Genomic DNA, 19,967 nt, shown 5'->3' with positions numbered 1-19,967 from the left:
TAGTGAAATGGACATATTAAAATTTATAATATATAATAAAAGTCAAAGAAGGTCAATTGGAGAAATAAGTTTAAGAAGGTGAAAATATGGCAAGAATTTCAGATACAATAGAAAATTTTATTAAAGATATGATAAATGAAGAAAGAGAAAGACAAGTATTGATTCAAAGAAATGAATTAGCAGATAAATTTTCATGTGCACCATCGCAAATCAATTATGTGCTCACAACAAGGTTTACTTATGAAAAAGGTTATATAATAGAAAGTAAAAGAGGCGGTGGAGGGTGCATAGTAATTAAAAAAATAACATACGATGATAAGGATGAGAGACTGTTATTAATAAATACTTCAATAGGAGAAAGTATAACATATGGAGGCGCTTTATCTATACTAGACCATTTAAAAGATACTAAGAATATTACCGAAAAGGAATATGAAATAATAAAGATATCTTTAAATGATAGAACTTTAGTATCTGTGGAAGACAAAAATAAATTAAGGGCTGATATGTTAAAAGGAATTATTACAGTTATATTATCGTAAAATATTTTAAGTGGCCAAGGTTTATCTGTATAGTTGTTATTTTAGCAATAGGGTATGGAGGTATATATGATTTTTGGGAAGTTAACAGAGAGGGCACAATTAGTACTATTAGAGGCTCAAAAAGAGTCGCAATATTTTAAGCACGGATATATAGGTACTGAACACATTCTTTTAGGATTATTAAAAGAGGGTGGATATGCAAAGCAAGTACTATATATTAATGGAGCTACTATTGATAAAGTAAGAAGGCTTATAGAAGATTATCTTGGTTTTGGAGATATAGACATATCAGTGGGCGAGATGTTACTGAATCCTAGAACAAAGAGATTGTTTGATGATAGTCTAGTAAAGGCAAGAATATATGATCATAATTATATAAATCCAGAGCATATTTTATTATCTTTATTAGATGATACAGAGGGTGTAGCTTATACAATACTTTCTACCTTAAAGTTAGATTTGAAATTAATAAAGACTGATATAAGTAATTATCTATATGAGAAGGAGGTAGAGGAAATAAAAGTTGAAGATAAGACTAAGAAAAAAACTGTTAAAACTCCTCTATTAAGCCAATATGGAAGGAATCTAACTATGATGGCTAAGGAAGGAAAATTAGATCCAGTAGTAGGGAGAGAAAATGAAAATAGAAGAATTTTAGAGATACTATGCAGAAGGATAAAAAATAATCCTTGCTTAATTGGAGAACCTGGAGTAGGTAAAACAGCAGTTATTGAGGGGCTAGCCCAAAGAATAATAGATGGAAACGTACCAGAAATACTAAAAGATAAAGTAATAATTTCATTAGATTTGACTTCTATGTTAGCAGGAGCTAAATATAGAGGAGAATTTGAAGATAGATTAAAAAAAGTAATGGATGAAATAAGAAATTCTAATAATATAATAATATTTATAGATGAAATTCATACTATTGTTGGAGCTGGTGGGGCAGAAGGTGCTATAGATGCATCAAATATTCTAAAACCTGCTTTAGCAAGAGGTGAAATAAAATGCATTGGAGCTACATCTATAGATGAATATAGAAAACACATAGAAAAAGATTCAGCTCTAGAAAGAAGATTTCAACCAGTTAGAGTTGAAGAGCCATCAAAAGAAGAGACTCTAAATATATTAAAAGGACTTAGGGAAAGATATGAAGCTCATCATATGGTACAAATAGAAGATGAAGCTTTAGAAGCAGCTGTTGAGCTATCAGATAGGTATATAACAGATAGATTTATGCCAGATAAAGCTATAGATTTGATTGATGAAGCATCAGCAAAGGTAAGAATAGAAAATTTAACTTCACCACCAAGTATAATGAATTTACAACTTCAATTAGAGAATAACTCTAAGGAAAAAGAAGAAGCAATAAGAAATCAAAACTTTGAAAAAGCAGCATATTTAAGAGATAAAGAAAAAGAATTAAAAGATAAATTGAACAATTTAAAGATAGATATGACAAATAGTGAGTGTAGCAATTATATTGTTAATAGGGAAGAAATTGCAAAAGTAGTCTCAAGTTGGGCTAAGATTCCACTAGAGAAATTAACAGAACAGGAATCAGAAAAATTATTAAAACTTGAAGATATACTTCATAAAAGAGTGATAGGTCAAAAGGAAGCTGTAATGGCTGTTTCTAAAGCAGTAAGAAGAGCAAGAGTAGGGTTAAAAGATCCAAATAGGCCTATAGGGACATTTATATTTTGTGGACCAACAGGGGTTGGAAAAACGGAACTATCAAATGCATTAGCAGAAGCTATGTTTGGAAATAAGAAAAATTTAATTAGGATAGACATGTCAGAGTATATGGAAAAACATTCTGTGGCAAGGCTAATAGGAGCTCCACCTGGATATATTGGTCACGATGAAGGTGGACAGCTAACCGAAGCTGTCAGAAGAAACCCATATTCAGTTATATTATTAGACGAAATAGAAAAGGCCCATCCAGATGTATTTAATATATTATTACAGATAATGGAGGATGGAAGGCTTACAGATAGCAAAGGGAAAAATATAAATTTTAAAAATACAATAGTTATAATGACATCAAATGTTGGAGCTCATGATATAAAAAAACAAAACACTCTTGGATTTTCAACTTCAAATAGTTTACATGATAGTGAGTATGAAAAGATGAAAAAAAATATTATGGAAGAAATTAAACAACAATTCAAACCAGAATTTATAAATAGAATCGATGATATAATTGTTTTTCATAAATTAAAAGATAGTGATATATTAAAAATTGTAAATTTAATGCTAAATAATACCATAGATAAGCTTAAAGAAAGAAAAATAACAATTAATTTAAATGAAGATAGTAAAAGGTTCCTGGTAAATAAAGGTGTAGATACTAATTATGGTGCAAGACCCTTAAGAAGAATAATAACAAAAGAATTAGAAGATAAATTAAGTGAAGAAATGTTAAAAGGTTGCATTAAGGGTGGAGATAATTTAGAAGTATATTGCAATGGAGAGGAACTTTATTTTAAGCATATATCATAGTATAGAGAGAAGATTTTTTTGAAAAATCTTCTCTTATTCTTTTATTTATTAATAATTTATTAGATAACGAGTAATAATATTAAGAGAAGAAAAGGGAATGGGATATAATTGATAAAAATTATTATTTAAAAATAGTTGCATTTTATTTTATAGAAGCATATAATTAAATTAAAGAAATACCCCTGGGGGGTAGAAGGAGCGAGTCATGAGTAAAGAAGTTAAACATAAAGAATTAATTATAATCGGTGGTGGGCCAGCAGGCTTAACTGCGGCAATATACGCAACAAGAGCTAAGTTAGACATGCTTTTATTAGAAGATCAAATACTTGGAGGTCAAGTTAGAAATAGCTATACAATAGAAAACTATCCTGGCTTTAAAAAAGTTTCTGGTACAGAACTTGCTGACTTAATGCAACAACAAGCAGAAGAACTTGGAGCTGAAATAGATGAATTCGATATGGTAGAAAAAGTTGATTTTAGTGGTGAAGAAAAGATAGTTGAAACAAATAGCTATATATATAAAACAAAAACTGTAATAATAGCAACTGGAGCTACCCCTAAAAAATTACCTATACCAAATGAAGAAAAGTTCTCAGGAAAAGGAATCCACTATTGTGCAGTTTGTGATGGTGCAATGTATGATGGAAAGATAATTGGAGTTGTAGGTGGAGGAAATTCTGCTTTAGAGGAAGCCTTATTTTTAACTAAATTTGCTTCAAAGGTAGTTATGATAAGAAGACATGATTACTTTAATGGTGAAAAGGCTACAATTGAAGAAGTTATGAATCATCCTAAGATAGAAATTTTATTTAATGAAGATTTAGTTAATGTTGATGGAACCGACTTTGTAGAAAAGGCTATAATAAGAAATTCTAAAGATGGATCTGAAAAAGAAATACCTATGGATGCTGTATTTGGATTTATAGGAACAGTACCAAAGACAGATCATTTCAAGGATTATATAAATTTAACGTCTAATGGTTATATAAAAGCTGATGAAGGTATGAGAACTAATATTGAAGGTGTTTATGCAGCAGGAGATGTCAGAGAAAAAGAATATAGACAAATAACAACAGCTGTTGCAGATGGAACTATAGCAGCATTACAAGCAGAAAAATACGTAGTAGAAAAGAAAAAATAATTGAGAAAATTAAAGAAATATTAAAGGAGCGATATTATGATAAAAATATATTCAACATCATGGTGCCCATCATGTATAAAGGCCAAAAGATTTTTCGAAATGAAGGGATGGGACTACAAGGAAATAAATGTAGCTGATAAGCATGAAGATAGAGAAGAAGTTTTTAAGGTATCAGGTCAAAGAACTGTGCCAGTAATTGATATAGATGGAGAAATAATAGTTGGTTTTGATAAGAATAAGATAGAGCTAGCTAAAATTAAGTAGAGGTGATTAAATGTTTAGTTGTATAAAGGGAAAAGAAAGAACTTTTAGAAATTTAATAAATGGTGAATGGACTAATAGTTCGAGTGAGAAATTTATAGATATATATTCACCGATAGGGAATTGCTTAGTAGGAAAGGTACCAGCAATGACTACAGAAGAAGTTGATCTTGCTATTAAGAGTGCAAAAGTAGCACAAAAGTCATGGAGAAATGTTCCAGTGAGCAAGAGAGCAGAGATATTATATAAAGCTGCTGATATATTAGTAGAAAAAGTTGAAGATATTGCTGAAATAATGATGAGAGAGATAGGTAAAGACAAGAAGAGTGCTGAATCAGAAATATTAAGATCAGCTGATTATATTAAGTTTACAGCTGATACGGCTAAGAACTTGTCAGGAGAAAGCATTCCAGGAGACAGTTTTCCAGGATTTAAAAGAAATAAAATATCATTAGTAACTAGAGAGCCGCTAGGAGTAGTTTTAGCTATATCTCCATTTAATTATCCAATAAACTTAGCAGCATCAAAGATAGCTCCAGCATTAGTTGCAGGTAATTCAGTAGTTTTAAAACCTGCTACTCAAGGAAGCTTATGTGGATTATATTTAGCTAAGGTATTTGAGCAAGCAGGTGTTCCAGCAGGAGTATTAAATACTGTTACAGGAAGAGGAAGTGAAATAGGAGATTATATCGTTACACATCCTGAAATAGATTTTATTAACTTTACTGGAAGTACAGAAGTTGGTACTAGAATATCAAGAATAACAACAATGGTTCCATTACTTATGGAGCTTGGAGGTAAAGATGCGGCCATAGTCTTAGAAGATGCTGATTTAGATCTTGCAGCATCTAATATAGTTGCTGGAGCATATTCTTATTCAGGACAAAGATGTACAGCAGTAAAGAGAATTTTAGTTGTTGACAAAGTTGCAGATAAGTTAGTTGAAAAAGTTAAAGCAAAAGTTCAAAATTTAAAAGTAGGAAACCCATTAGAAGAAGATGTTGATATAGTTCCATTAATTGATGATAAATCTGCTGATTTTGTTTGGGAACTTATAGATGATGCTAGAGAAAAGGGTGCTCACTTACTTGTTGGAGGAACTCGAGAAGGAAATATGATTTATCCAACTCTTTTTGATAACGTAACAACGGATATGAGATTAGCTTGGGAAGAACCATTTGGTCCAGTTTTACCTATTATAAGAGTTAAGGATAAAGATGAGGCTATAGAAATTGCTAATAAATCAGAATATGGATTACAATCATCAGTATTTACTGAAAATATAAATGAAGCATTTTATGTAGCAGATAGATTAGAAGTTGGTACAGTTCAAGTTAATAACAAAACTGAAAGAGGACCAGACCATTTCCCATTCTTAGGAGTTAAGTCTTCAGGAATCGGAACTCAAGGAATTAGATATTCAATAGAGTCTATGTCAAGACCTAAGGCTACAGTAATTAATTTAGTTAGATAATCTAATTAAAGGGAGATTATTATATCTCCCTTATGTCCAAATATTAAATATTTAAAGCTGAATCTATAGCATTTTTATCAAAACCTACAATAATTGTTCCATTTATATCTAGAACAGGAACTCCCATTTGCTTTGATTTGCTAATCATTTCATCTCTAGCAGTCATATCTTCTTGTACATTTAACTCTTCAAATTCAATATTAACTGATTTTAAGTAGTTTTTTGCTTTTACACACCACGGACAAGAATTTGTACTATAAACTTTAACCATTGGTCAAACACTCCTTTGCTATTATCAATAGATAATTAATATTATTTAACATAAATTTTACACCATTTCAAGATTAAATACAATAAGTATCCTATATTTTATTAAAATAAAGAATATGGTATTATATCAATGTGAAAATATAAATTAAATTTACTTTATAATATTTTGATTTTCTAGATTTGAATTAAGAATCATGTTATCTAAAGAATTGCCTATAGAATTAGATAGGAAATCTTCAGATAAATTTTTCTTATTTTCCTTTATAATATTTCTAGATTGAATATTGGAAAAGTAAGTCTTATTAATCATAAAATTCATCTCCTTGAAGGTTTATAAGATTATTTTCTGCAAAATTTTAATTTTTATAACAAATAAAATAAATTACACAACTGGTCTAGACATCTATAACGATTTTTAATATAATATTGATAGGAGGCTTAATAATGATAGATAAAAGTAGTCCAATTCCAGTTTATTATCAACTAAAAAATGATTTAATATCAAAAATATCTGAAGGTGTATGGAAGCCGGGTGAATGCATAGCAAGCGAGAGAGAGTTATGCGAGATATACGGTGTTAGTAGAATGACTATAAGACAAGCGATAGGAGAGTTGGTACAAGAAGGTGTTCTTTTAAGAGTTAAAGGTAAGGGAACTTTTGTGTGTGAACAAACTTTTAAACAACAAGATATGATGAGTTTTACAGAAATAATAAAGCAAATGGGAAAAAACTTAAGATCAGAAATTGTTGAGTTTAGTAAAATTCATACTCCAGAACATCTAGCAGATATATTTTCTTTAGATGAATTATATAAAATAAAGAGAAAGCGTATAGTTGATGATGAATGTGTAGCATTAGAAACAGTATTTATACCTGTTGATTATTGTGGGTATATTAATAAAGAAATGCTAAGTGGATCATTATTTAAGATATTAGAAGGCTTTGGTTATGTAGTTGATTATTCACAATCTTCAATAGCATCAGTAATAATGGATGCTGAATTAAAAGAGATATTTAGTGTGGATAAGCAAGTACCTATGTTAAAGATTATAAGTAAGACTTATGATCATAATAATAAAATGATTTTCTTAGAAGAAGCAGTATATAGATCAGATAAATTTATTTTACAAGTTAATATATCTAGACGAGAGGGGAAAATAAGATGAAACTAATAATAACTAAAAATTATGAAGAATTAAGCAAGGAAGCCGCTAATGAAATGGCTAAAGTAGTAAAAGATAAACCTAACGCTATATTAGGTTTAGCAACTGGTGGATCTCCAATAGGAATGTATAAAGAATTAATCAGAATGAATAAAGAAGGGGAAATAGATTTCTCACAAGTTACTACAGTTAATTTAGATGAGTATATAGGATTAAGTGGGGATCATCCTCAAAGTTACAGATACTTTATGAATGAGAATTTATTTAACCACATTAATATAGATAAGAAGAATACTTATGTTCCTAATGGTTTAGCTGAGAATATTGAAGAAGAGTGCAAAAGATATGATGATAAAATAGCAGAATTAGGTGGTACAGATTTACAGTTACTAGGTATTGGTAATAATGGACATATAGCATTTAATGAGCCGGATGAAGCATTAGTATCAGGAACTCATTTAACAGGATTAACAGAAGATACTATAAAAGCAAATGCTAGATTTTTTAACTCAATTGATGAAGTTCCAACACAAGCTTTAACTATGGGACTTGGTGGAATAATGAAATCAAAGAAGATAATAGTTATAGCAAGCGGTGAAGGAAAAGCTGAAGCTGTAAAAGCAATGGTAAGTGGAAAAATAAGCACAAATATGCCAGCATCAATGCTACAAATGCACAGAGATGTTGTAGTTATAGTTGATGAAGCTGCTGCAAAGTTATTATAAAATTTATATTTAAATACTAATAATATATAAGAATTGTAATACTATAAATAGATTACAATTCTTTTTTTATAATCATTGGTTTTTGTAATATTGTTATGATATATTAAATATAGTAATTTTAATAATTATATGTATATAGATGTACAGGGTTAAAATTTATTAATTTATAGTTAATGCTTAATAGAATTATTATATAAATAAAATTAATATTTTAGTAACTTATATGAAAGGTTAAATAATTTATATTGTTATAGTCTATAGGGCATTGATTAAATAATATTTGTAATTTTAACTATGTAGATTATTCAATTAAAAATATATTAAAATTTAAAATACATAATACTTAAAAGTTATAGTAGATTTAGTAGTGTACTAATATTTATGTATTTATTATATAAAATTAATAAGATTGGTAGGTAAATTTTATGGCTAAGATTAAATCCATGTTTGTTTGTCAAGAATGTGGATATGAGTCTCCTAAGTGGTTAGGAAAGTGTCCAGATTGTAATAAATGGAATACCTTAGTAGAAGAGGTAAGAGAAACTCAAAAGGAAATAAAAAGCAAAGTAAACACTATAAGAGTTATGGATAATATGCCTAAAAGCATAGGTCAGATTAAATCAGGAGAAAAACAAAGATATGATACTGGTTTAAAAGAGTTGAATAGGGTTTTAGGCGGAGGATTAGTAAGAGGATCGTTAACTTTAATATCTGGAGACCCTGGAATAGGTAAATCTACTTTATTACTGCAAACAGCAAATTCAATATCAAAATCTTATGGGAAAGTATTGTATGTTTCAGGAGAAGAATCAGAGGAACAAATTAAGATTAGAGGAGATAGGTTAGGTGTAAATGCAGAACAATTATACATTTTATCTGAAACTAATCTTGATTTAATAGAGGCTTACATAAATGAGTTGAAGCCTGTTTTCGTAATAATTGATTCTATACAAACTGTCTATAAAGAGTCAGTAACGTCTGCTCCAGGAAGTGTGTCGCAAGTAAAAGAATGTTCTAATGCAATAATGAGGATCGGGAAAAGTCAAAATATACCACTGTTTATAGTGGCACATGTTACTAAGCAGGGGGAACTCGCGGGTCCAAGGGTTCTTGAACATATGGTTGATACAGTATTGTATTTTGAAGGTGAACGTACTGAAGAATTTAGAGTTTTAAGAACTATGAAAAATCGTTTTGGAACAACTAGTGAAATTGGAGTATTTGAAATGGCCGAAGAAGGATTAAAGGAAATATATGATCCTTCGAGAATATTTTTAGAGGATACTAATTTTAATCAAGAGGGATCTGCTGTTATAGGAATAATGGAAGGAACTAGGCCTATACTTGTTGAAATGCAAGCATTAGTTAGCGAAAGCAATACTCATATGGCGAGTAGGACAGCAGTTGGAATAGATAATCAAAGATTAAGGCTTATACTTGCTGTATTAGAGAAAAAGTTAAGAGTTCCATTTTATAAATATGATGTATATGTAAATGTAGTTGGTGGTCTTACTTTAGATGGCACTACAGGGGATTTAGGTCTAGCATTAGCATTATTATCAAGTGTGAAAAATAGAGGATTTAAGTTGGAAAGAATGGTTATCGTGGGTGAAGTTGGGCTTACAGGAGAGATAAGACCGGTTTCGTCATGTGATAGATTAATTAAAGAAGCTGAAAAGATGGGTTTTAAAAACGCTATAATTCCAGAAAGAAATAAAGATAAGGTTAGTAGTAAAACTACAAATATAATAGGGGTAAGCAATTTAGGAGAGGCTATTAGTAAGATATTCTAGTGGATCGGGTGAGTGTATGAGGATAAAAGATGATGAAGAAATAAAAAATATATTAAAACTTATGAGTCCAGGAACTGTTTTAAGAGAGGGATTAGATAATATATTAAGGGCTAAAACTGGTGGTTTAGTTGTTATTGGTGATGGTGAAGAGGTAATGAATCTTGTAGATGGGGGATTCAATATTAATTCAGAATACTCACCAGCTTATGTTTATGAATTAGCCAAGATGGATGGTGCTATTGTATTAAGTGGAGATTTAAAAAGAATTATTTGTGCTAATACTCAACTTGTACCAGATCATGCACTTACGACATATGAAACAGGAACTAGGCATAGAACTGCAAATAGAGTAGCAAAACAAACTGGAAATATAGTAGTGGCAATTTCTCAAAGAAGAAATATAATAACCATTTATAAAGGAGATTTAAAGTATGTGCTTCAAGAAAGTAGCATAATACTTGCAAGAGCAAATCAAGCAATACAAACACTAGAGAAATATGTTAATGTATTAGAGAGAGTAATAAATAATTTGAATTTATTAGAATTTCAAGATCTAACTACCATTTTTGATGTTGTAACTGCGATACAAAGAACTGAGATGGTTATGAGAGTTGTTGAAGAAATACAAAGATATATAGTTGAGCTTGGAAATGAAGGAAGGCTTATTTCTATGCAACTTAGTGAACTTATAAGGTTTATAGAGAGAGATGGTATTTTATTAATAAGGGATTATTGTAGAGAAGGAATGGATTATAACGAAATATATAATGAAATTCAAAAGCTTAGCTCAGAAGAGTTAGTTGATTTAGATCTAATAGCTAAGGTCTTAGGATATTCAGGAGCCTCATTAATTGATTCCTTAATTTCTCCAAAGGGATTTAGAATATTATTTAAAGTTCCAAGAATTCCTGTATCAGTAATAGAAAATTTAGTAAAGCATTTTAAAGAACTTAAGTATGTTATTGAAGCTGATACGGATGAGTTAGATAAAGTTGATGGAATAGGAGAAGCAAGAGCTAAAGCTATTAAAAATGGATTAAGAAGAATAAAGGAACAAATATATTTGAAAAATGAAATTTAGTAAAATTATGTATAAAATTAAAACAAATAGATAATAATACAAAAGCAGGTGTTGTGACCTGCTTTGAGTTTATCTAAGTGTAAATTTACCTAGAATATTCATTTTATTTTCTTCTTTTAATAATATGTCATATAAGTTTAAATCTAAGCAATTGCATAGAGAAGTAAGATAAAATAGATTATTTCCAATTTCATTTTCAATAATATCACGGCAATTATCACAAAGCTTTCCTTCAAGATGATTATTTAACGAATAGTTAAAATTATTGATATCATCATTATTAGAAGATGGATTTTCTTGTTTCTTAGCTGAGATTTTAATACAACCACAATTAGTTACAGCCTTAGCTAGGGCTCTATTAACCCTGGCACTGGATTCACTATACTTAGTTACTATATCTAAAATACTCTTATGACGTAGCAATGATTCATTAACATCATTTTGAAAATTATCAAAAATTATATCTTTCATATGCCTCAACTCCTTAAAAAAATTATGGCTGTTTCTAAAATATAATTATTTTTAGTAAGGTTAATTATTTGCCGAACCTCAATATAATAATATCTAATATGCTTGTTTTTTTATAGGGGGTATTTTAAATTAATAAGATTTTAAGAATTCTTCATTTTAGATAATACCTTTATATGGTATAATGATATAAGCTTCTAGTGAAGTATAGAAATGCATAAAAATAAAATGATAATACAGGGAGGTGACATTATGTTAAAAAAGATTATAAGAGTTATATTTACTATAATAGGATTTATTAGTGGATATATTATTAGTGGAATACTACTAAATATCTTTATTCTAAAAGAAATGTCTTTTTTATCTAAACCATTTGCAATTATATCGGTTCGTATTATTTTAACTTTATTATTTGGACTTATATTATATTTTGTTTCACCACGTATTTATGACTCTATTGTTAAAGTTATTGAATATATTGAAAAAAATATCCAAAGACTTACAGCAGCAGAACTTCTTTATGGTGGATTAGGTGCATTAATATCGTTAATACTAACGTCTCTCATAGGACTACCATTAAATAGTATAGATTTATATGGATTAGGTCCAATACTATTTGTGCTTTTAAATTTAATATTTGCAATAATATTTGCAAGTATATTCGTTGAAAAGAAGGATGACATATCAAGTATTCTTGTAAACCTTAAAAAAAGTAATGTTAAAGAAAAAAAATCGAAATCAAATACAAAAAATAATCCAAAGGTACTAGACACATCTGTAATAATAGATGGTAGAATTTTTGATATATGTCAAACAGGATTTGTTGAGGGACCTTTAGTTATACCAAACTTTGTTTTAGATGAGCTTAGGCATATTTCAGACTCAGCTGATTCTCTTAAAAGAAATAGGGGAAGAAGAGGGCTTGATATACTAAATAAAATCCAAAAAGAGCTTGAAATTGAAACTCAAATTTGGGAAGGTGATTTTCCAGAAATACAAGAAGTTGATAGTAAGTTATTAAAGCTTGCGCAAACTCTTAAAGGAAAAGTTGTGACAAATGACTTTAATTTAAATAAGGTTGCTGAATTCCAAGGAGTACCTGTTTTGAATATAAATGAATTGGCAAATGCAATAAAACCTGTTGTTCTTCCTGGTGAAGAAATGAAGGTTATTGTTGTTAAAGATGGTAAAGAAGCGACTCAAGGAATTGGTTACTTAGATGATGGAACTATGATAGTTGTAGAAGGTGGAAGAAGATTTATGGGAGAACAAATCGTAGTTATAGTAACATCTGTACTACAAACAGCAGCAGGAAGAATGATATTTGCAAAACCAAAAGAATAGTAAGTAGGTGTTTATATGATAAGTGCTATAATTTTAGCAGGTGGAAAAGGTAAAAGAATGGGTGCTAAAATTAGTAAGCAGTATATAGAACTTAAAGGTAAACCTATTTTGTATTATACTTTAAAGAGGTTTGCTGATTGTGAGGAAATAGATAAAATAATTTTAGTTTTACCTAAAGATGAAATAGAATATTGTAATAAGGAAATATTAGAAAAGTACTCTTTAAAAGTTGATATGATAGTTGAAGGCGGAAAAGAAAGGCAAGATTCAGTTTATAATGCATTACAAAAAATAGATGATTCTGATATTGTTCTTATCCATGATGGAGCAAGAGCATTTGTATCTGAAAGAATTATAAAAGATGGGATAAAATATGCAAAGCTTTATGGATCAGCAGCACCAGGTGTAATGCCAAAAGATACTATAAAAGTTGTTGATGAAAATGGGTTCTCTAAATCAACTCCAGATAGAAGTAGATTACTTGCAATTCAAACCCCACAAACTTTTAAGTTGGAAATAATAAAAGAATGTCATAAGAAAGTTAAAGAGAATAATATTAATGTTACAGATGATACTATGGTAGTAGAAATGTATAATAATAAAGTATATTTATATAATGGTGAATATACTAATATAAAGGTGACTACCCCTGAAGATTTAATACTTGCAGAAAAGCTAATATAATACATAGCTTATTATATTGACATAAGTTTTGCTAGAATATATAATTAATTAAGCTAAAAATTAATAGACTTAAAACAGGGAAGAAGAATAGTAAAATCCGCCTTTCAGAGAGAAAATTCATAGGCTGTAAAATTTTCAAAAGGATTTGAACCAGCTTTGGAGTTATAGGTAAAAACTATCGGTCTAATACCGTTATCATTTTAGAGAACAAATTTAGGTGGTACCGCGATATAAGTTCGCCCTAAGCAATTAGGGTGGGCTTTTTTTATTATTTATAAAAATACACAGATTAATAAGAATTAAAAAATAAATATAAAATAATAACATTAATAGGAGGAAGCAGAAATGAAAATGTCTAATATGTTAATATCAACATTAAGAGAGGTTCCAGCAGAGGCTGAGATAGATAGTCATAAATTGATGTTAAGAGCTGGTATGATAAGAAAAATGGCATCAGGGATATATAATTATATGCCATTAGGATTAAAGGTTTTAAAAAATGTAGAGAATATAGTAAGAGAAGAAATGAATAACGCAGGGGCACAAGAATTCCTAGCATCAGCAGTGCAACCAGCAGAACTTTGGCAAGAATCAGGAAGATGGGATGTTTATGGAGCTGAACTGATTAGACTTAAAGATAGAAATAATAGAGAGTTCTGCCTTGGGCCAACTCACGAAGAAGTATTTACTGATATTGCAAGAAATGAAATTAAATCATACAAGCAATTACCAGTAAATCTTTATCAAATACAAACTAAATATAGAGATGAAAGAAGACCAAGATTTGGTGTTATGAGATCAAGGGAATTCATAATGAAAGATGCATATAGTTTTGATAAGGATCAAGAGGGGTTAGATATTTCTTATAATAAAATGAGAGAAGCATATATTAAAATATTTAACAGATGCGGAATAGATGCTAAACCAGTTGAAGCAGATTCAGGAGCAATTGGAGGATCAAATTCAGCTGAATTTATGGTAAGATCAGAAGTTGGAGAAGATGATGTTGTATTTTGTACAGCTTGTGATTATGCAGCTAATATGGAAAAGGCTCCATCAACTGTAGAAAAAGCAGAAATAGAAGAATTAAAAGAATTAGCAAAAATTGAAACACCAAATGTTAAGACAATAGAAGAATTAATTAAGTTCTTTAATACAACAGCAAAAAAATTCGCTAAGACTCTAATATTTAATGCTGACGGAAAAATAGTAGCAGTTATGGTTAGAGGTGATAGAGAAGTAAATGAAGTTAAGGTTTCAAATGCTTTAGGTGGAGCTGTGAATTTAAATATGGCTACACCAGAAGAAGTATTTAAAGCAACTAATGCACAAGTTGGATTTGCTGGGCCTATAAATATAAATGTAGATACATTATTGGTTGATGAAGAAATTGTTAATATGTTCAATTTTATTGTTGGAGCTAATGAAACTGGATATCACATAGAAAATGTAAACTACGGAAGAGATTTCGAAGGTATAGTTGGAGATTATAGAAATATAACTGAAGGTGAAAAGTGTCCAGTTTGTGGTGGAAAAGTAACTATCTCAAGGGGAACAGAAGTTGGTCATATATTTAAATTAGGAACAAAGTATTCAGAAGCTATGAATGCTAATTTTATAGATGAAAATGGTAAGGAAAAACCATTTATAATGGGTTGTTATGGTATTGGTGTAACAAGAACAATGGCATCAATAATAGAACAACATAATGATGAGAATGGAATAGTTTGGCCGTTATCTGTAGCACCTTATCATGTTAATATTATTCCTGTAAATATTAAAGATGAAGAGCAAATGAAGATTGCTAAAGAGATATATGAAGATTTAAAATCTATAGGTGTTGATGCAATACTAGATGATAGAAATGAGAGAGCAGGAGTTAAATTTAAGGATTCAGACCTTATGGGAATACCAATGAGAATAACAGTTGGTAAGAAAATCGTTGATGGAGAAGTTGAATTTAAACTTAGAACATCAGATATGGAAAATATAAAAATAGAAGAATCTATAGATAGAGTTAGAGAAGAGTTTAAGCAAAATAAATTATCTGTAAGATAGGAGGTAATTAAATGAGAGTTTATAATAGTTTAACTAGAAAAAAAGAAGAATTTATACCATTAACACCGGGAGAAATTAAAATGTATGTATGCGGACCCACCGTATATAACTACTTTCATATAGGTAATGGTAGAACTTTCATAATCTTTGATACAATAAGAAAATATTTTGAATACAGAGGATATAAAGTTAAATTTGTTCAAAATTTTACAGATATAGATGACAAAATGATAAAAAAAGCAAATGAAGAAGGAACTACAGTTTCAGATATAGGAGATAAATATATTGATGAATACTATAAAGATGCTGATGGATTAAATATAAGGAGAGCATCAATAAATCCAAGAGCTACTGAATATATTCATGATATAATAGAATTTGTAAATGGCTTAATTGAAAAGGGATATGCATATGAAGTAGATGGAGATGTTTACTTTAGAACGAAGAAATTTGAAGGCTATGGAAAGTTAATAGGTCAAAATTTAGATGACTTGCAAGCTGGAGCAAGAATAAATGTAGATGAAAGAAAAGAAGATCCAATGGACTTTGCAGTGTGGAAAGCTCAAAAACCAGGTGAGCCGGCTTGGGAAAGTCCATGGGGAATGGGTAGACCGGGATGGCACATAGAGTGCTCATGTATGGCGAAAAAAATATTAGGTGATACAATCGATATACATGCAGGTGGAATGGATTTAGCATTTCCACACCATGAAAATGAAATTGCACAAAGTGAAGCTTTAACAGGAAAGCCATTTGCAAGATATTGGTTGCATGGAGCTTTTCTAAATATTAATAATCAAAAAATGTCTAAGTCATTGAATAACTTTTTAACTGCAAGAGATATATTAAAACAATATGATGCTGATGTAGTTAGATTCTTAATGTTATCAGGACACTATAGAGTACAATTAAACTTTAGTGACGATTTATTAGAGTCAGCTAAAGCATCAGTAGAAAGATTGTATAATGCTGTTTCTAATCTGGAAAATCTTATTGATGAAGTTAAAATAGAATCTATGGATGATAAAGAAAAGGCTTATTTAGAATCTTTAGATGTATACAGACAAAAGTATATAGAGAAAATGGATGATGATTTTAACACAGCAGATGCTATTACTGCAATTTTTGATCTTATAAAAGATATAAATACTAATGTATCTATAGATTCATCTAAAGAACTTTGTGAATCAGCGTTAAGCTTAATAAGAGAATTAGGAAATCCTTTAGGTATTCTTCAAAAGTCTACTAAAGGAAGCTTGGAAGAAGAAATAGAAAGGTTAATAGCGGAAAGACAGCAAGCAAGAAAAGATAGAAATTTTGCTTTAGCTGATAAAATTAGAGATGATTTAAAGGCTAGAAATATAGTTTTAGAAGATACTCCTCAAGGAGTTAGATGGAAAAAAGTAAATTAGTCTAAAGGGCTGCAGTTGTGCAGCCTTTATTTAAAGGAGAGAAAAGTATGTTGGAGGATTTAAGAGTTAGGGAGTTTAGTAAAGAAGAAGCTAGGAGATTAAATCCTTTGCAATTAGCGTTAATAGGAGATGGAGTATATGAGATATATATAAGAAATTTTATATTATCTAATAATACTGAATTATCTGCACATAAAATGCATGTGAGAGCAATTGGATACGTTAAAGCTAAAAGTCAATCGGCGATAATGCATAATATAGAAGATACTTTAACAGAAGATGAATTGTATATTTACAAAAGAGGAAGAAATACAAAATCTGCAACTGTTCCTAAAAATGCGGATGTTATAGATTATAGAAATGCAACTGGATTTGAAGCTCTATTAGGATATTTATATTTAATAGGAGATAAAGAGAGACTATATAATATATTAGAGAAATCTACAGAAATACAGTTAACATAACTAAGGAAAAGTATATAATAGAAATAAGGAGTGATTTTATATGACTAAGGGAAATAGAGAAACTAGAATGAAAGCTAGAATGGAAAGAGAAATGTTTGAAAATACCCCTATTAAAGGTAGAAGACAGTTTGGCAAAGATAATAAGAGGGTGAAAGAATATACAAGAGAAAATGTTTCTATTGTTACTGAAGTAGAAACAAGAGAAGATTTAATTATAGGTAGAAATGCCGTGATGGAAGTATTAAAAAGTGATAGAACTATAGAGTGCGTGTATATAGCAAATGGTAATATGGAGGGCTCTATAAAAGTAATAATAAATATTGCAAGAGAAAAGGGATTAGTATTAAAGGAAGTAGATAGAAGAAAACTAGATGCTATGAGTAATGGTACAAATCATCAAGGAGTTATAGCTTTAGTTACACCATTTAAGTACTGTCAAATTGCAGATATGTTAAAGGATGCAAAGGAGAAAGGTGAAGATCCGTTTATAGTTGTACTAGATGAAATAGAGGATCCACATAATTTAGGTTCTATAATAAGAACGGCGGAATTATGCGGTGTTCATGGAATAATAATACCAAAAAGAAGAAATGTTGGAATAACGTCTACGGTATACAAGTGTTCTGTTGGAGCTATAGAGCATATGAAGATAGCAAAGGTAACCAATATTAATGCAGCTATAGATGAACTTAAAGAATCTGGTCTATGGGTATATGGTGCAGATATAGAAGGAGAAGAATATAGCTATCAAGTTGACTTCAATGGTCCGTGTGCTATGGTTATAGGCAGCGAAGGAAGAGGGATATCTAAACTTACTTTAAAGAAGTGTGATAAGCTTGTGAAAATACCTATGGTAGGAAAAATTAACTCTTTAAATGCTTCTGTTGCTGGTGGTATAATGATGTATGAAATATTAAAGGGAAGACTATTAAAATAGCATAGTTAAAGAGGTAATATGTGAAAATAATATTTGTTGATGGATATAATGTTATAAATAGTTGGCCTAACCTAAAAAAACAAAAGGACTATAGTTTTGATGGAGCAAGACAAAGCTTAATAGATAGTTTACATAATTATTCAGTTTATGAAGATTGTAAGATAATAATAGTATTTGATGCACATAAGGTAAATAGAAGCATTGAAAAGAGAGAAGATATAAACAGTAATATAAGTACAGTATTCACTAAAGACGGTGAAACTGCTGATTCTTACATAGAAAGAGAAGTTCATAATTTAGGTAGAAGATTTGAAGTTTATGTTGTTACATCAGATTGGCTTGAACAACAGACTATTTTTCAAAGAGGTGCAGTAAGAATATCTTCTCTTGAATTCTATAACGAAGTTATTGAAACTCAAGGAAGGATAAAGAAGAAAACATTGAAAAATATGTATTCATCTAAAAATCATTTGGGAGATAATATAGGTGAAGATATCTTTAAAAAGTTAGAAGCCATAAGACGTAGTGAGTAAGCGTTTGAATAGTATATATACTTATTATAATATATGGCTTAAAGGGGTGATATATAGTGGATAGTACCAAAAAAGAGGTAGGTTTGTTTGTAGAATTTCAAAATAAGTTAGATGAAGAAGTGGTTGATGAAGCGAAAAAGGGAAATAGTAGGGCACAAGATTATTTAATATCAAAATATGAGAATTTTGTAAAGGCTAAAGCAAAGTCTTATTTTCTCATCGGAGCAGATAAAGAAGATATTTATCAAGAGGGTATGATAGGATTATATAAAGCCATAAGAGATTTTAAATCAGATAGGTTAACAAGTTTTAAGGCTTTTGCAGAATTATGCATTACGAGACAAATAATAACCGCTATTAAGACAGCTACAAGGCAAAAACATATACCATTAAACACATATATATCTTTAAATAAGCCCATTTATGAGGAAGAATCAGATAGGACATTAATCGATGTTTTATCAGGATTAAAAATAACTGATCCAGAGGAACTTATAATAGGGAAAGAGCAGTTAAAGCATATAGAAGGAGAAATGGCAAAGGTTTTATCTGATTTGGAAATGGAAGTACTTCAATCTTATTTAGATGGAAAGTCTTATCAGGAAATAGCCTGCGATTTAGATAGGCAGGCTAAGTCTATAGATAATGCATTACAAAGAGTTAAACGAAAGCTGGAAAAATGTCTGTATACCGAAAAATAAGTCGCTAAATTCTTATTGACAAATTTTTTGAACAATAGTAAACTTTATAATTGGTATATTAAACTATAAACCACATTATGATGGCAATGCTCACGTAGCTCAGTAGGCAGAGCGTCGCCTTGGTAAGGCGGAGGTCGTCGGTTCAATCCCGATCGTGAGCTCCAATATAGTTGAGCGCTCACTAGTAGCGATTAATGTAATTATAAATTGCTTTAGTCTTTGTAGTGAGCTCAATATATTACCCAAAAGCTAGAAAACGCTAGGCAAAGTTTATTACAAAGATTAAAGGAGGATTTTACAATGGCAAAGCAAAAATTCGAAAGAAGTAAACCACACGTAAACATTGGAACAATCGGTCACGTTGACCACGGTAAGACAACTTTAACAGCTGCAATCACAACAGTATTAGC

At 29.9% G+C, this 19,967-nt stretch carries 21 protein-coding genes and 1 tRNA gene; 19 read left to right on the top strand and 3 right to left on the bottom strand.

The features are described from left to right. Window positions 1-86: 86 nt before the first annotated feature. The 5 genes from J7M87_RS13630 to J7M87_RS13610 all read left to right on the top strand — a co-directional run bounded on the left by J7M87_RS13630 (window position 87) and on the right by J7M87_RS13610 (window position 5,923). On the top strand, window positions 87-542 hold the full coding sequence (locus tag J7M87_RS13630) for a CtsR family transcriptional regulator (RefSeq protein WP_008681246.1): 456 nt from the start codon (window positions 87-89) through the stop codon (window positions 540-542). Window positions 543-608: 66 nt separating this feature from the next. Next, window positions 609-3,047: an ATP-dependent Clp protease ATP-binding subunit gene (locus tag J7M87_RS13625; RefSeq protein ID WP_291651613.1), complete on the top strand. Its 2,439-nt coding sequence runs from the start codon at window positions 609-611 to the stop codon at window positions 3,045-3,047. Between the two features lie 205 nt (window positions 3,048-3,252). After that, window positions 3,253-4,188, top strand: coding sequence for a thioredoxin-disulfide reductase (trxB, locus tag J7M87_RS13620; RefSeq protein WP_291651611.1), 936 nt, complete (start codon window positions 3,253-3,255; stop codon window positions 4,186-4,188). A 36-nt stretch (window positions 4,189-4,224) separates the two neighbouring features. Continuing rightward, a complete protein-coding gene (locus tag J7M87_RS13615) occupies window positions 4,225-4,452 on the top strand; it encodes a glutaredoxin domain-containing protein (protein ID WP_291651609.1) in 228 nt (75 codons plus the stop codon). A 10-nt stretch (window positions 4,453-4,462) separates the two neighbouring features. Further along, window positions 4,463-5,923 carry an NADP-dependent glyceraldehyde-3-phosphate dehydrogenase gene (locus J7M87_RS13610; RefSeq protein WP_291651608.1) on the top strand — a complete coding sequence of 487 codons (1,461 nt, stop codon included), beginning with the start codon at window positions 4,463-4,465 and terminating at the stop codon, window positions 5,921-5,923. A 43-nt stretch (window positions 5,924-5,966) separates the two neighbouring features. On the opposite strand, the gene J7M87_RS13605 is transcribed toward J7M87_RS13610, so the two are convergent. Both J7M87_RS13605 and J7M87_RS13600 read right to left on the bottom strand, forming a co-directional pair. Then, on the bottom strand, window positions 5,967-6,194 hold the full coding sequence (locus tag J7M87_RS13605; RefSeq protein WP_291651606.1) for a glutaredoxin family protein: 228 nt from the start codon (window positions 6,192-6,194) through the stop codon (window positions 5,967-5,969). A gap of 150 nt (window positions 6,195-6,344) precedes the next feature. Next, window positions 6,345-6,503, bottom strand: coding sequence for a hypothetical protein (locus tag J7M87_RS13600; protein WP_291651604.1), 159 nt, complete (start codon window positions 6,501-6,503; stop codon window positions 6,345-6,347). 134 nt (window positions 6,504-6,637) lie between these two features. Here J7M87_RS13600 and J7M87_RS13595 point away from each other — a divergent pair, with 134 nt between their 5' ends. The 4 genes from J7M87_RS13595 to disA all read left to right on the top strand — a co-directional run bounded on the left by J7M87_RS13595 (window position 6,638) and on the right by disA (window position 10,956). After that, a complete protein-coding gene (locus J7M87_RS13595; RefSeq protein WP_291651602.1) occupies window positions 6,638-7,360 on the top strand; it encodes a GntR family transcriptional regulator in 723 nt (240 codons plus the stop codon). Next, window positions 7,357-8,082 (top strand): glucosamine-6-phosphate deaminase, encoded by a 726-nt coding sequence (gene nagB, locus J7M87_RS13590; RefSeq protein ID WP_291651600.1) that lies wholly within the window; start codon window positions 7,357-7,359, stop codon window positions 8,080-8,082. The genes J7M87_RS13595 and nagB overlap by 4 nt, the downstream gene beginning before the upstream one ends. Window positions 8,083-8,507: 425 nt before the next feature. Beyond that, complete coding sequence (gene radA / locus J7M87_RS13585; protein WP_291651598.1) at window positions 8,508-9,875, top strand: DNA repair protein RadA; 1,368 nt, start codon at window positions 8,508-8,510, stop codon at window positions 9,873-9,875. Between the two features lie 16 nt (window positions 9,876-9,891). Further along, window positions 9,892-10,956, top strand: a complete 1,065-nt coding sequence (gene disA / locus J7M87_RS13580; protein ID WP_291651596.1) for a DNA integrity scanning diadenylate cyclase DisA — start codon at window positions 9,892-9,894, stop codon at window positions 10,954-10,956. 69 nt (window positions 10,957-11,025) lie between these two features. On the opposite strand, the gene J7M87_RS13575 is transcribed toward disA, so the two are convergent. After that, window positions 11,026-11,427 carry a DUF1573 domain-containing protein gene (locus J7M87_RS13575; RefSeq protein ID WP_291651594.1) on the bottom strand — a complete coding sequence of 134 codons (402 nt, stop codon included), beginning with the start codon at window positions 11,425-11,427 and terminating at the stop codon, window positions 11,026-11,028. Between the two features lie 249 nt (window positions 11,428-11,676). Between J7M87_RS13575 and J7M87_RS13570 the strand changes: the two genes are divergently transcribed. The 10 genes from J7M87_RS13570 to J7M87_RS13525 form a co-directional block, all read left to right on the top strand. Continuing rightward, window positions 11,677-12,768 carry a PIN/TRAM domain-containing protein gene (locus J7M87_RS13570; protein ID WP_291651592.1) on the top strand — a complete coding sequence of 364 codons (1,092 nt, stop codon included), beginning with the start codon at window positions 11,677-11,679 and terminating at the stop codon, window positions 12,766-12,768. A gap of 15 nt (window positions 12,769-12,783) precedes the next feature. Further along, on the top strand, window positions 12,784-13,452 hold the full coding sequence (ispD, locus tag J7M87_RS13565; protein WP_291651590.1) for a 2-C-methyl-D-erythritol 4-phosphate cytidylyltransferase: 669 nt from the start codon (window positions 12,784-12,786) through the stop codon (window positions 13,450-13,452). Between the two features lie 345 nt (window positions 13,453-13,797). Beyond that, window positions 13,798-15,510, top strand: a complete 1,713-nt coding sequence (locus J7M87_RS13560) for a proline--tRNA ligase (protein ID WP_291651588.1) — start codon at window positions 13,798-13,800, stop codon at window positions 15,508-15,510. Window positions 15,511-15,521: 11 nt separating this feature from the next. Beyond that, window positions 15,522-16,922 (top strand): cysteine--tRNA ligase, encoded by a 1,401-nt coding sequence (gene cysS / locus J7M87_RS13555; protein WP_291651587.1) that lies wholly within the window; start codon window positions 15,522-15,524, stop codon window positions 16,920-16,922. 47 nt (window positions 16,923-16,969) lie between these two features. Beyond that, the gene (locus J7M87_RS13550) at window positions 16,970-17,386 is read left to right on the top strand and encodes a ribonuclease III domain-containing protein (RefSeq protein WP_291651585.1); all 417 of its coding nucleotides are present in this window, start codon (window positions 16,970-16,972) and stop codon (window positions 17,384-17,386) included. 40 nt (window positions 17,387-17,426) lie between these two features. After that, the gene (gene rlmB / locus J7M87_RS13545) at window positions 17,427-18,323 is read left to right on the top strand and encodes a 23S rRNA (guanosine(2251)-2'-O)-methyltransferase RlmB (protein ID WP_291651583.1); all 897 of its coding nucleotides are present in this window, start codon (window positions 17,427-17,429) and stop codon (window positions 18,321-18,323) included. A gap of 20 nt (window positions 18,324-18,343) precedes the next feature. Continuing rightward, the gene (locus J7M87_RS13540; RefSeq protein WP_291651581.1) at window positions 18,344-18,856 is read left to right on the top strand and encodes an NYN domain-containing protein; all 513 of its coding nucleotides are present in this window, start codon (window positions 18,344-18,346) and stop codon (window positions 18,854-18,856) included. 56 nt (window positions 18,857-18,912) lie between these two features. Continuing rightward, entirely contained in the window at window positions 18,913-19,557 is a 645-nt protein-coding gene (gene sigH / locus J7M87_RS13535) for an RNA polymerase sporulation sigma factor SigH (RefSeq protein WP_291651579.1), read from the top strand. Window positions 19,558-19,645: 88 nt separating this feature from the next. After that, a tRNA-Thr gene (locus J7M87_RS13530) sits at window positions 19,646-19,721 on the top strand. A gap of 136 nt (window positions 19,722-19,857) precedes the next feature. After that, window positions 19,858-19,967 (top strand): GTP-binding protein (locus J7M87_RS13525; protein WP_141669547.1); only part of this gene is annotated, 110 nt, incomplete at its 3' end.

Origin of the sequence: Clostridium sp., from assembly GCF_017888565.1 — a bacterium.
In the GTDB taxonomy this organism is placed as follows: domain Bacteria; phylum Bacillota; class Clostridia; order Clostridiales; family Clostridiaceae; genus Clostridium.
This window is presented reverse-complemented; position numbering and strand designations above follow the sequence as displayed.

Excerpts from the sequence above, each read along its gene's own strand:
- J7M87_RS13630 (WP_008681246.1), top strand. The coding sequence starts at position 87 with ATGGCAAGAATTTCAGATACAATAGAAAATTTTATTAAAGATATGATA.
- J7M87_RS13625 (WP_291651613.1), top strand. The coding sequence starts at position 609 with ATGATTTTTGGGAAGTTAACAGAGAGGGCACAATTAGTACTATTAGAG.
- trxB (WP_291651611.1), top strand. The coding sequence starts at position 3,253 with ATGAGTAAAGAAGTTAAACATAAAGAATTAATTATAATCGGTGGTGGG.
- J7M87_RS13615 (WP_291651609.1), top strand. The coding sequence starts at position 4,225 with ATGATAAAAATATATTCAACATCATGGTGCCCATCATGTATAAAGGCC.
- J7M87_RS13610 (WP_291651608.1), top strand. The coding sequence starts at position 4,463 with ATGTTTAGTTGTATAAAGGGAAAAGAAAGAACTTTTAGAAATTTAATA.
- J7M87_RS13605 (WP_291651606.1), bottom strand. The coding sequence starts at position 6,194 with ATGGTTAAAGTTTATAGTACAAATTCTTGTCCGTGGTGTGTAAAAGCA.
- J7M87_RS13600 (WP_291651604.1), bottom strand. The coding sequence starts at position 6,503 with ATGATTAATAAGACTTACTTTTCCAATATTCAATCTAGAAATATTATA.
- J7M87_RS13595 (WP_291651602.1), top strand. The coding sequence starts at position 6,638 with ATGATAGATAAAAGTAGTCCAATTCCAGTTTATTATCAACTAAAAAAT.
- nagB (WP_291651600.1), top strand. The coding sequence starts at position 7,357 with ATGAAACTAATAATAACTAAAAATTATGAAGAATTAAGCAAGGAAGCC.
- radA (WP_291651598.1), top strand. The coding sequence starts at position 8,508 with ATGGCTAAGATTAAATCCATGTTTGTTTGTCAAGAATGTGGATATGAG.
- disA (WP_291651596.1), top strand. The coding sequence starts at position 9,892 with ATGAGGATAAAAGATGATGAAGAAATAAAAAATATATTAAAACTTATG.
- J7M87_RS13575 (WP_291651594.1), bottom strand. The coding sequence starts at position 11,427 with ATGAAAGATATAATTTTTGATAATTTTCAAAATGATGTTAATGAATCA.
- J7M87_RS13570 (WP_291651592.1), top strand. The coding sequence starts at position 11,677 with ATGTTAAAAAAGATTATAAGAGTTATATTTACTATAATAGGATTTATT.
- ispD (WP_291651590.1), top strand. The coding sequence starts at position 12,784 with ATGATAAGTGCTATAATTTTAGCAGGTGGAAAAGGTAAAAGAATGGGT.
- J7M87_RS13560 (WP_291651588.1), top strand. The coding sequence starts at position 13,798 with ATGAAAATGTCTAATATGTTAATATCAACATTAAGAGAGGTTCCAGCA.
- cysS (WP_291651587.1), top strand. The coding sequence starts at position 15,522 with ATGAGAGTTTATAATAGTTTAACTAGAAAAAAAGAAGAATTTATACCA.
- J7M87_RS13550 (WP_291651585.1), top strand. The coding sequence starts at position 16,970 with ATGTTGGAGGATTTAAGAGTTAGGGAGTTTAGTAAAGAAGAAGCTAGG.
- rlmB (WP_291651583.1), top strand. The coding sequence starts at position 17,427 with ATGACTAAGGGAAATAGAGAAACTAGAATGAAAGCTAGAATGGAAAGA.